Origin of the sequence: Streptomyces sp. NPDC058985, assembly GCF_042740985.1 — a bacterium.
In the GTDB taxonomy this organism is placed as follows: Bacteria; Actinomycetota; Actinomycetes; order Streptomycetales; family Streptomycetaceae; genus Streptomyces.
In genome coordinates this window covers 1-11351 of record NZ_JBHYJX010000086.1, presented here as the reverse complement: position 1 = coordinate 11351, position 11351 = coordinate 1, and the positions used below count along the sequence as shown (strand labels likewise).

Here is an 11351-nt window from a genome sequence, read left to right as displayed (position 1 = left end):
TCATCCGACAGGATCAACTCGGCCTTCGGCCGCCCAGTACGTGCCACCAAGCAACCCTACACATCTGAACGGAATTCCTGACTCGGAAGACTAGGTCGTGTCCGCAAAGTCCCGTCGTCCGCCCGGAGGGCGGGCCCCGCGGCGTCCGGTGCGTGCTCTGGGGGTCCCCCCGGCCGGAGGCTGGGGGAGTGCCGGGCGCAGCCCCTCGTACTGGGCGTACTCGGGGCTTCGCTCGGTGCGGCGAGAGTGCGTGCCGGGCGTCGCGGGGCAGGCGGGACTTTGCGGACACGACCTAGGACCCCTCCGGCGCCCGCACCAGCCGGGTCGGCGGCAGGTACTCGCGCACATAGGTCCGTTCCCAGCACGCGCCCGTCTCCCGCAGCTCGCGCCAGGTCGTGTACCGGTAGCGGAAGAGGCGGGCGCGCACGAAGCGGGGTGGCGCGTCCGGCGGGAACGGGGAGCGGCGCAGCAGCCTCAGGGTGGCCGAGTCGTTCTCCAGCAGCCGCTCCACGAAGGTGCCGAACCACGACCCGGCGTACGAGGGCGACAGCGCGGCGAACCACATCAGCCAGTCGAGGCGCAGGTGGTAGGGCGCGAACTGACGCGGCCAGCGGCGTGGATCACCGGGTTTGCCCTTGAACTCGTACTCCCGCCACTCCGAGTCCTCCCGGGCCACCTCGTCGGCCGTGCCCTCGACCACCACCTCGTAGCGGATCCGGCTGACGGTTCCGAAGGCGCCGTAGGTGTTGACCAGGTGCAGCGAGTCGAAGGAGCGGTTCATCACCTGCCGGCGGGAGATCATGTTGCGTACCGGGCGGTGGCTGAGGAACACCAGCAGCGCCGCCACCGCCAGGACCACGATCTCGTACCAGAGCGGCGCGGCCGCCACGGACGGTGTGTCGCCGGGGTACCGCACCACCGACAGGGCCAGCACGATGGTGATCCAGTTCAGCCAGGAGAAGTTGCCCGACAGCACCAGCCACAGCTGGGTCGCGATCATCAGCGCGGCGGCGGCCGTCGCGACGGGCTGCGGGGTGAACAGCAGGAAGGGCACCAGGAGCTGCGTGACGTGGTTCGCGGCCACCTCGACGCGGTGCACGGGCCGGGGGAGGTGGTGGAAGAACCAGCTCAGCGGGCCCGGCATCGGCTGGGTCTCGTGGTGGTGGTCCAGACAGGTCAGCTTGCGCCAGCACTCGTCGCCGCGCATCTTGATCAGCCCCGCCCCGAACTCGACCCGGAACAGCAGCCAGCGCAGCAGGAACAGCACTACGACCGGCGGCGCCACCTCGTCGTTGCCGAGGAACACGGCGACGAAACCGGTCTCGAGGAGCAGCGACTCCCAGCCGAACGAGTACCAGGTCTGCCCGACGTTGACGATCGACAGGTACAGGACCCACGGCACCAGCCACAGCAGCATCGCGCCCCACAGCGGCAGCAGCGAGTCCAGCCCCGCCACCAGGGCCGCCGACACCGCGCACCCCGCCCAGGCGCAGCCCGCGAAGAACCGGTCCGAGCAGCGCAGCTGGAACAGGCTCGGCGCCCGCCGGAACGGCACCCGTTCGACGAACCGGGACACGGGCAGCAGCCCGCGCTCGCCGATCAGGGCCCGGAACTGGAGCGCCGCCGTCAGGAACGCGACCAGGTACACCACGGCCAGGGCCCGCTGGAAGACCAGCCGGCTCAGCCAGTAGTCGGGTGCGGTGAACCACTCCACGGGGCGGGCTCCTCTCGTCCACGCTCCGTGTACCCCGCTCGGCCGGGGCCTGCCGCGGCCCCGGGCGGTGGACGGACCAGGAGTCGAAGAATCGGGCGAATCCTGGCAAGGTGGGGTCCATGGCCGATCGGGGAGCGAGCGCCCTGTCAGTCCCGGACGACTGGCCCGCCCACCCGGACCCGATCCTGGCGCTCAACCGCATGGGCAGCTTCGACTGGGACCTGGACACGGGGCTGCTCCACATGGACGCCCAGGCCCACGAGGTGTTCGATGTGCGCCCGGACGAATTCGACGGGCGCCCCGAGACCCTGGCCGTACGCGTTCCCGCGGCGGAGGGCGGCCGCCTGGACGCCGTCGTCGCCCAGGCCATCAAGGACGGCAGCGAGAACTACGGCACGTACTTCCGCCTGCGCCGCCGCGACGGCACCCTGCGCTGGACCCGCACCCAGGGCTACATCCGCCGCGATCAGACCGGCCGGCCCCGCCGGATCATCGGCATCGTCCGGGACGCCACCCAGGAGGTCGGCGACATCGAGGCCCGCCGCGAGCAGGCCGCGCAGGACGAGGCCCGTCGCCGGCTCACCAACGTCGTCCAGCTCGCCACGGCCGCGCTCGCGCACGCCCGCACGGTGGACGAGGTCATCGAGGTCCTGCGGGACACCCACGGCCTCACCCGGCTCGGCGCCACCAGCCTGGTGATGGGCCTGGTCGAGGCGGGCCGCATCCGGCTGGTCGCCGACGGGCCCGACAACACCTTCGTCCCCGGCACCCGGGTCACCCGGATCGACGAGCCCTACCCGATGAGCGAGGCCGTACGGACCCTCAGCCCCCGCTTCATCGAGTCGCCGGAGGACTTCGCGGAGCGCTACCCCCTGCTGTGGAAGGACATCACCCACCTCGACATCACGGCGGCCGCCTATCTGCCGCTGATCGCCCAGGGCCGGCCGATCGGAGCCGTCGGGCTGCTCTACAGCGACCGGCACGGCTTCTCCGCGGAGGACCGCAACGTGCTGGTCGCGCTCGGCAGCGGCATCGCGCAGAGCCTCCAGCGGGCCATGCTCTACGAGCAGGAGATGGACCTCGCCGAGGGCCTCCAGCAGGCCATGCTGCCGCGCACCATCCCCAGCGTCCCCGGCTGCGACGTCGCCGTCCGCTACCGTGCCGCCTCCATCGGGGGCGCCCTCGGACGGGACATCGGCGGCGACTGGTACGACCTGATCCCGCTGCCCGGCGGGCGGGTCGGCGCCGTCATCGGCGACGTCCAGGGCCACGACACGCACGCCGCCGCCGTCATGGGCCAGCTGCGCATCGTGCTGCGCGCCTACGCCGCCGAGGGCCACCCGCCGGCCACGGTGATGGCACGGGCCTCCGTCTTCCTCCACGAACTCGACACCGACCGCTTCGCGACCTGCCTCTACGCCGAGACCGACCTCGGCACCGGCGTGGTCCAGGTGGTCCGCGCCGGGCACCTCGACCCCCTGCTGCGGTACGGCGACGGGACCTGCCGGCACGTCCGCGTCGAGGGCGGGCTGCCGCTCGGCCTGTCCGCCGAGTTCGGGCGCCTCGCCTACCCCGTCGCCACCCTGGAGCTGGACCCGGGCAACACCCTGCTGCTGTGCACCGACGGGCTGGTCGAGCAGCCCGGCGCCGACCTCGACGAGGGGATGCACGTCCTCGCCGGGCTGATCACCGCGGGCCCGCCGGACGTACGGGACCTGGCCGACCGGCTCATCGACGTGGCCGACGAGCGGCGCGGCGACGACGACGTGGCGCTGCTCCTGCTGCGCCGCCACGGGCCGGGCGCGCCCCGGACCTTCGGCCGGGTCCAGCAGCACGTGTCGCCGGGCGATCCCGAGGGCCTCACCGAGGCCCGGCACATGGTCCGCGCGGCGGTCCGGTCCTGGGGGGCCAAGGGGCAGAGCGACGAGATCGAACTGGTCGCCGACGAGCTGATGACCAACGCCCTCCTGCACACCGAGGGCTCCGCGATCGTCACCCTGCGGCTGCTCACCGGCACCGACCGGCGGCTGCGGGTCGAGGTCGAGGACTCCTCCAGCGCCCTGCCGCGCCGTCGGGACGCCGGGGACGAGGGCGTCTCCGGACGGGGACTCCTCCTGGTCGAGGCGATCGCCGACGTCTGGGGCGTGGAGGCGCGCGGCGGCGGCAAGTGCGTGTGGGCCGAGTTCATGGTCTCCCGCCGGACGACGCACGCGGCGGGCTGAATCCGCGGGCGTTGACGGTCCCCGGTGGCACTCTTGACGTATGCCAGAACTGCCCGAGGTCGAGGCGCTCCGGGATTTCCTCACCGAGCATCTCGCCGGGCGCGAGATCGTCCGGGTCCTGCCCGTGGCGATCAGCGTCCTGAAGACGTACGACCCTCCGCTCACCGCCCTGGAGGGCCACCAGGTGGCCGCGGTGCGCCGCTACGGCAAGTTCCTCGACGTGGCGACCGACGGCGGCCCGCACCTCGTGACCCACCTCGCCCGGGCCGGCTGGCTGCAGTGGAGGGACAGCCTGCCCAGCGGTATGCCCCGGCCGGGCAAGGGGCCCCTCGCGCTGCGTGTCGCCCTGGAGACCGGGGCCGGGTTCGACCTGACGGAGGCGGGCACGCAGAAGCGGCTCGCGGTGTACGTCGTGGCCGACCCGCAGGAGGTGCCGGGCGTGGCCCGGCTCGGCCCCGACCCGCTCGCCGACGACTTCGACGAGGCCCGCCTGGCCGGGCTGCTCCGGGACGAGCGGCGGCAGCTCAAGGGCGCCCTGCGCGACCAGAGCCTGATCGCGGGCGTGGGCAACGCGTACAGCGACGAGATCCTGCACGCGGCGAAGATGTCCCCGTTCAAGCTGGCCGCCTCGCTCACCGACGAGGAGACCGCGCGGCTGTACGCGGCCCTGCGCGCCACGCTCACCGAGGCGGTGGACCGCTCCCGGGGCATCGCGGCGGGACGGCTGAAGGCCGAGAAGAAGAGCGGACTGCGGGTGCACGGCCGTACCGGAGAGCCCTGCCCGGTGTGCGGTGACACCATCCGCGAGGTCTCCTTCAGCGACTCCTCGCTCCAGTACTGCCCGACCTGCCAGACCGGCGGCAAGCCGCTCGCGGACCGGCGGATGTCCCGGCTGCTGAAGTGACGGTCAGCCGGCGGGCAGCGTCACCAGGTGCTCGCCGTGCGCGGTCCGCACCTCGTAGCGGGCTATCTGGTCGGGGTGCAGGGCGGCCCCGCCGCGCATGGTGTTCGGTTTGTCGTCGTGGCCGGGCACGTTCCAGCTGGTGATCGTCTGCTCCGTGCCGTCGCGGCCGACGGCGACCAGCCGGCAGGGCCGGGGTCCCGCCCCGTCCTTGACCTCCAGCATCACGTCGGTGCCCCAGGCCTCGTCCTCGGCGGTGATCCGCGCCCACACCCCGGACCGCTCGTCGGTCGCGCTGAGCGGCACCGCCCGCTCGCCCTGGCTCGCGTAGAGCACGGCGCCTGGTGCGGCCACGGCGCACACGACCGCGGCGGCCAGGGCGTACAGCACCCGCCTGCGGCCGGCCCGGTGACGCGTGGCCACCTCGGACAGCAGGCGGTCCAGGATCCGCGGTCCGGGCCTGGTCAGAGGGTGGACGAGGCGCGGTGTCGCACGCCGGTAGAGCATCAACTGGCGGGTGGCGGGACCGAATTCGGTCACCTGGGCCGCGCACTTGGGGCACTCCATGAGGTGGTCCTCGAAGCGGAACGCTTCCGCCTCGTCCAGCACGCCGAGCGCGTAGGCGCCGACGTCACGATGCCTTTCCAGGGACCTCATGCCGAATCCTCGTGCCGTTGGGTGCGGGTGGGGTTACTCCTTGCTCCCACCCGTACGCACCGGACGGCCGAATCACTCAAGCCACGACAGAATCGCGACCAAGGTGTTCGGAGTGGCCGCGGGCGCGGATTGGTCCGCCTCCCGAAAAGTTCACGGGCCGGTCCGGACGGCTAGAACAAGTGGATGGCGAGATGCCCGAGCGGCAGGCCCAGCTGCCAGGCCGGTGTCCACACCTTCGGCCCCTCGTCCTCGCCGGTCACCCCCGCGCCGCCGGGCACCGCGTTGAGGTCCGGGGCGAGCAGTTCGGTCTCCTGGAGCCACCGCCAGGCCGCCCGGGCCAGCTCCAGGTCGGGCGAGTACCGGCCGGCGGCGACCGTGTCGGCCGTGACCTCGGCCAGCCGCACCCGCACCCACTCGTGCCACGGCTGGTCGTAGGCCGTCAGCGACAGCCACGTCTCCAGGTGGGTGACGACCCGGATGCCGCTCAGCTCGTTCTCCGTGTCGGACAGGAAGACCGTCAGCGCCAGCGCGTCACGCCCGGCGCGGAACTCGAAGGACGTGGGCGGCATCAGGTCGCCGGTCCGCAGCAGCTCGTCGGCGATGTACTCGGCGTACAACCACGCCATGGGGACGGTCAGTTCGCCCCCACCGGTGCCGTCCGTGCTCTCTTGACCTCTGTGCAGCATCCCTTCCTGCCTTCCTCCGGTGCGTGCGCGTCGCCCGACCCGGGTCATGGGCCCCCGTCCGGAACACGGATGAGGACAGCCGATTACTCAACCGGGGTCCCAGGCAAGGCGCTTTACGGAGGTTTGACCATTGGGCCGGTTTCACCGCAGGTCGGCGGCGTAACCCGGTAGCACCCTGCGCAGGGCGCGCAACGCGTAGTACGCGCGGGACTTCACGGTACCGGGTGGGATGCCGAGGGCCGCGGCGGCTTCCGCCACACTGGCCCCCTGGAAGTACACCAGCACCAGGACTTCACGGTGCTCCGGAGTGAGTGTCTTCACAGCCTCGCGCACATCGAGGGCCGCGGCGGCCCGTTCGGCGTGATCGGCGCAGACCCGCGCGTTCTCCAGTACGGCGTCGCCGACCTCGGCCGGGCGGGCCTGCCGGGCCCGGCGCGCGTCGATCGCGAGCCGCCGGGCCACGGTGAGCAGCCAGGGCCGTACGGAGTCGAAGTTCTCGGCGCGCAGTGCCTCGGGGTGCTGCCAGGCGCGGACCAGGGTCTCCTGCACCAGGTCCTCGGCGCGCTGCCGGTCGCCGTCGCTGAGCCGCAGCAGCAGCGCGAAGAGCGGCCGGCCGTGCTCGCGCTGCAGTGCGGCGAGCTCGTGCTCGGCGGTCGTCCCGTGCGTCCTGTCCGTCAGGGTGATTCCGGCCGTCATGGCCGTATGGCACCGCAGGGCGCCGCCCGGGGACAGGGCGCGCGCACGGGTGTGCGACGGACGGTCGATCGCGTCGATGAACGGTACGACGAACGGTCGGCCCACCCGGCGGGACCGGTCGCGCACCCCGTTCGCGCACGCCGGACGGGCTAATGGGCGTGTCGTAGCCGCCTGTGACGCCACGAACCTCATTACCTGTTTGTAGGTAAATGTGACTATCTCTCGGTGTGTGCGACCCCAGCGGAGTGAACGGATGATCACACGCAGTCGTCAGGTGGCCCTGGCCCTGACCGCCCTCCTCACCGCGGGCGCGGCCTGCCAGGCCCGCGACCACGAACCGCCGAAGCGACCGGCGCCGGCCCCGTCCGCCGCGGACACCGGCGTCTTCACGCTGGTCGCCTCCGGCGACGTCCTGCCGCACGACACGATCATCGAGCGGGCCCGCTTCGACGCCGGCGGAACCGGCCACGACTTCGGCCCCATGCTGGCCGGCGCCCGGCCCGTCGTCTCGCGGGCCGACCTCGCCCTGTGCCACATGGAGACCGTGTACGGCGCGCACGGCGACTACAGCGGCTACCCCCTCTTCAAGTCCCCGCCCGAGGTGGCCAAGGCGCTGGCCGCCACCGGCTACGACGGCTGCTCCACCGCCTCCAACCACAGCGTCGACGACGGCGCCGACGGCATCCGCAGGACCCTGGACGCCCTCGACCGGGCCGGGGTGCGGCACGCCGGGACGGCGCGCACCGAGGCGGAGTCGCGCACCACGACGGTCCTGCGCGCGGGCCGCGCCGAGGTCGCCCACCTCGCCTACACCCTCCACACCAACGGCCACCCCCTGCCCGACGGGCAGCCCTGGGCGGTCGGCATGATCGACGAGGAACGGATCGTCGCCGACGCGCGGACCGCCCGGGAGGCGGGCGCGGATGTCGTCGTCGTGTCCATGCACTGGGGCACCGAGTGGCAGGACGAGCCCGACGGCGACCAGCTGGCCCTGGCCGAGAGCCTCACCGCGGCACGCACCGGCGACCGCCCCGACATCGACCTGATCCTCGGCACCCACGCCCACGTCCCGCAGGCGTACGAGAAGGTCAACGGCACCTGGGTGATCTACGGCATGGGCGACCAGATCGCCGGCGAGATGATCAACGACTCGGGCGCCCGCGACCCGCGCGGCAACCAGTCGACCATCGGCCGCTTCACCTTCGCCCCGCCCGCCCGGTCCGGCGAACGCTGGCGGGTGACGAAGGCGGAGTTCGTCCCGCAGCTGTTCGACGTCGACGCCGGCCGGGTGGTCAACCTCAACGAGGCGCTGGAGAAGGGCGCCGAGGTACGAGGGGTGCGGGACCGGATCCGCGACGTCGTCCTCGCCCGGGGCGCGGCCGAGGACGGGCTGGTGATGGGGAAATAGCGGGTACCGGCTCCCCACGTACCCTCTGACGGCGCGCCGGCTCCGGCTTCCCCGCGACGCACACCGCGTCCGTGAGCCGTTACGGCACCACGGTCACCGGCCAGCGCCCCGCCTTCACCAGCCGCACCGCGACCGAGCCGACGAACCGGTGGCCCGCCTGTTCGGAGGCGCCCACCACCACCGCGTCCGCCTTCAGCTGGTCGGCCGTCGCCACCAGGCCGTTGTAGGGGTCGCTGCGGAACGTGTGGAACTCCCAGCGGATGTCGAATATCCCCTTCACCCGCTCGGTCGCCTCCCGGATCTGGGCCACCAGGTCCTCGGCGATCTCGTCCGTGGTCTCCGCCACCGGCGCCCCGAGCGCCGCGACCCCGGCCAGCATCGGCTGCACGTACACCACCGCGAGCAGCGCGCCCTGGCGCCGGGCCAGACCGCCGGCGTAGGCCGCGGCCCTGAGCGAGGAGTCGGAGCCGTCGACACCGACGACGATGACCTTCGGCCCGTCCGTGCCCCGTTCGAACCGGTGGGAGTGCTGTTCCGTCACGCGGTGAGGCTATCGGAGTCATCGATGATCTTGGGCCGGGCGGGTGGTTCCGTGCCGCCGCACCGGTGTTGCGCGGGTGCGCCGGTCCGTGACCGGGCGAGGGATGAGTCATGAAGAAGGATCAGTTGCTCTCGCGCCGGAGGCTGCTCGCCGGCGCCGCGGCAGCCGCGGCGGCCGGTACCGCCGGCGCGCTCGCCGCGGGCCTCGGAGACGGCCCCGCCCCGCCGGCCGCGCCCGCTCCCGGGCCGCCGCGGCGCGGCCCCCTCAAACCCTCCGCCTACCGCCTCCAGCCCCTGACCGGCTACGGCGCGCCCGGCGCCGCACCCGGGCGGCCACCGGTCCGCAGCGAGCCGATCCTGCGCATGCCGGGCCGGGGACGCACCATGCTGCTCACCTTCGACGACGGACCCCACCCCGAGTACACGCCGGACATCCTGGACACCCTGGCCAAGTACGACGTGCGCGCGACGTTCTTCGTGTGCGGCGAGATGGCCGACTTCAACCGGGACCTGCTCTCCCGCATGGCCGACGAGGGACACGTGGTCGGGAACCACACCTGGTCCCACCCGCTGCTGACCACCCTCTCCCGGCGCCGCATCCGCTCCGAGATGGAGCGCACCAGCGAGGTGATCGACAAGGCCTACGGCGAGCCGCCCCGCTGGTTCCGGGCGCCGTACGGGGCGTGGAACCGCAAGGCCTTCCGGCTCGGCGCCGAGCTGGGCATGGAACCGCTGGCCTGGACGGTGGACACCCTCGACTGGACCACCCCGGGCACCCGCACCATCGTCGACCGGGTCGAGGACGGCGCCGCCCCCGGCGTCGTGGTGCTCTCCCACGACGCCGGGGGCGACCGCTCACAGAGCGTCCGCGCCCTGCGGCGCTACCTGCCCGAGCTGCTGGACTCCGGCTACCACCTCACCGTCCCCCGGCGGAGCCACGTCTGACCTCGCCGGGCCCGCCGGGCCGGGGCCGCTCAGCGGGCCTCGACCAGGCGGGCGAAGGCGACGACGTTCCCGTCGTAGCCGTTCTGCTTGGAGAAACCGCCGCCGCAGGTGATGACCCGCAGCTCGGGGCTGCCCTTGGAGGCGTAGACCCGGTCGCCGGGGAAGTTGTTCTTCTCGAACACCTCGATGCCGTAGATCTCGAACACCGCCGTCTTCCCGTCCTGGCGGTGCACCTCGACCCTGTTCCCCTTCTTCAGCGCCCCGAGCCCGTAGAAGACGGCGGGGCCCTGCTGGTTGTCGACGTGACCGACGACGACCGCGGTGCCCTTCTCCCCGGGAGCGACGGCGCCGGTGAACCAGCCGGCCAGGTTCGGGTCCTCGGGCGGCGGCGCGTCCACCCAGCCGTCCGCGTCCAGACCGACCGGCATGATCGGCGCGTCGACCTGGATGCCGGGGATCGCGACCCGGTCGGGCACCGAGTACGGCAGCGGCGCCACCCCCTTGGCCGCGCCGTCACCGGCCGCCACGCGGGTGTCCGAGGCGGCGGCGGAGGCCGGCTGCGGCGGGCCCACGTCGAACTCCCCCGAGCCGTTCCGGATGAGCGCGAGGCCGGTCAGCAGAACAAGCGCTATCACGCCCCAGGGAGCGCGCCTCCTGTGCCGCTCCTCCTCTTCGGCCAACTCGGAGTCGTACATTCGCCATCCCCTCTCGACCCGGCCGTCGCCGGATCATCCGCGCATGGCAGCACGCTAAGCGCCACGCGGGGGACCGGCGACGGGGCGGCGGCGAACGGGTGGCGGGCGGCTCCTCGCGTGAGCCATCCGGGACGCGGCCGGCCGGAAATTTCTGACGGTGTGTGACCTGCGGCGATATCCACTGGTGCGGCTGTGGCCCGGTACGCCCCTCACCAGGACGGACCATTCCCGAAATGCGGCCCCGCGCACGGCAACTGAGGGTCTTTCTGGGAGGCGCTTTCTCGCCGATCGACCGGGAACGGGACCCGGGGCGTCTTCCGCGGAGGATCAGATGCGTAACACTCGTGCCCTCGCGGCAGCCGGCGCCGCGGTCGCTGTCCTCGGGCTGGCCGCCCCCACGGCCACCGCCGGCGGCGACCACAACCAGCCCAGGAACATCGTCGCCCTGCCCAGCGTCATCGCCCGCGGCGGTCAGATGACCGTCACGGTCGACGGCTGCCCGCAGGGCGGCACGATGACCTCGGACGCCTTCCGGACCACCCACCTGACCCCGGTCAGGGGAGCCAACGAGACGTCCCGGGGCACCGCCACCATCAAGCAGGACGCCCGCCCGGGCGCGTACGACATCACCGTCAACTGCTCGGGCAGGCGGCTCACCCGCCCGGCCGCCTTCACGGTCATCGGCGGTGTCCGCGGCGGCGTCGGCGGCAGCAGCTCCGACGGGGCGACGTCGACGGACATCGCGATCGGCGGCGGGCTCGTCGCGGCGGCTGTCGCCGGCGGTGGCCTGTTCTGGCTGCGCCGTCGCTCGGAGCGGCGCATCTGACGCCCCGCCGTCCGCCCCGTCCCCGCGCGCACGGTGCTTCGCCCCGGATCCTCACGGGATC

At 72.9% G+C, this 11351-nt stretch carries 11 protein-coding genes; 5 read left to right on the top strand and 6 right to left on the bottom strand.

Annotation, left to right across the window (positions count from 1 at the left end):
* Positions 1-292 precede the first annotated feature (292 nt).
* Positions 293-1714 (bottom strand): lipase maturation factor family protein, encoded by a 1422-nt coding sequence (locus ACFW01_RS37960; protein WP_384511343.1) that lies wholly within the window; start codon positions 1712-1714, stop codon positions 293-295.
* A gap of 119 nt (positions 1715-1833) precedes the next feature.
* On the opposite strand from ACFW01_RS37960, the gene ACFW01_RS37955 reads away from it, so the two are divergent.
* Positions 1834-3936: a SpoIIE family protein phosphatase gene (locus ACFW01_RS37955; RefSeq protein ID WP_234955556.1), complete on the top strand. Its 2103-nt coding sequence runs from the start codon at positions 1834-1836 to the stop codon at positions 3934-3936.
* 40 nt (positions 3937-3976) lie between these two features.
* Positions 3977-4840, top strand: coding sequence for a DNA-formamidopyrimidine glycosylase family protein (locus tag ACFW01_RS37950; RefSeq protein WP_234955558.1), 864 nt, complete (start codon positions 3977-3979; stop codon positions 4838-4840).
* Positions 4841-4843: 3 nt separating this feature from the next.
* Here the strand turns inward: ACFW01_RS37950 and ACFW01_RS37945 are convergent, their stop codons facing one another.
* From ACFW01_RS37945 to ACFW01_RS37935, 3 genes are all read right to left on the bottom strand, one after another.
* Positions 4844-5494 carry a zf-HC2 domain-containing protein gene (locus ACFW01_RS37945; protein WP_234955560.1) on the bottom strand — a complete coding sequence of 217 codons (651 nt, stop codon included), beginning with the start codon at positions 5492-5494 and terminating at the stop codon, positions 4844-4846.
* A 170-nt stretch (positions 5495-5664) separates the two neighbouring features.
* Positions 5665-6180, bottom strand: a complete 516-nt coding sequence (locus ACFW01_RS37940; RefSeq protein WP_234955562.1) for a hypothetical protein — start codon at positions 6178-6180, stop codon at positions 5665-5667.
* A 141-nt stretch (positions 6181-6321) separates the two neighbouring features.
* A complete protein-coding gene (locus ACFW01_RS37935) occupies positions 6322-6876 on the bottom strand; it encodes a sigma-70 family RNA polymerase sigma factor (protein WP_161331174.1) in 555 nt (184 codons plus the stop codon).
* 253 nt (positions 6877-7129) lie between these two features.
* Here ACFW01_RS37935 and ACFW01_RS37930 point away from each other — a divergent pair, with 253 nt between their 5' ends.
* Positions 7130-8284: a CapA family protein gene (locus ACFW01_RS37930; protein ID WP_234955564.1), complete on the top strand. Its 1155-nt coding sequence runs from the start codon at positions 7130-7132 to the stop codon at positions 8282-8284.
* 79 nt (positions 8285-8363) lie between these two features.
* On the opposite strand, the gene ACFW01_RS37925 is transcribed toward ACFW01_RS37930, so the two are convergent.
* Entirely contained in the window at positions 8364-8825 is a 462-nt protein-coding gene (locus ACFW01_RS37925) for a universal stress protein (RefSeq protein ID WP_384511336.1), read from the bottom strand.
* A 110-nt stretch (positions 8826-8935) separates the two neighbouring features.
* Here ACFW01_RS37925 and ACFW01_RS37920 point away from each other — a divergent pair, with 110 nt between their 5' ends.
* Positions 8936-9769 carry a polysaccharide deacetylase family protein gene (locus ACFW01_RS37920; protein WP_234955568.1) on the top strand — a complete coding sequence of 278 codons (834 nt, stop codon included), beginning with the start codon at positions 8936-8938 and terminating at the stop codon, positions 9767-9769.
* Positions 9770-9798: 29 nt separating this feature from the next.
* Here the strand turns inward: ACFW01_RS37920 and ACFW01_RS37915 are convergent, their stop codons facing one another.
* Positions 9799-10464, bottom strand: coding sequence for a class F sortase (locus tag ACFW01_RS37915; protein WP_234955569.1), 666 nt, complete (start codon positions 10462-10464; stop codon positions 9799-9801).
* A 331-nt stretch (positions 10465-10795) separates the two neighbouring features.
* Here ACFW01_RS37915 and ACFW01_RS37910 point away from each other — a divergent pair, with 331 nt between their 5' ends.
* A complete protein-coding gene (locus ACFW01_RS37910) occupies positions 10796-11290 on the top strand; it encodes a hypothetical protein (protein ID WP_234955571.1) in 495 nt (164 codons plus the stop codon).
* Positions 11291-11351 lie beyond the last annotated feature (61 nt).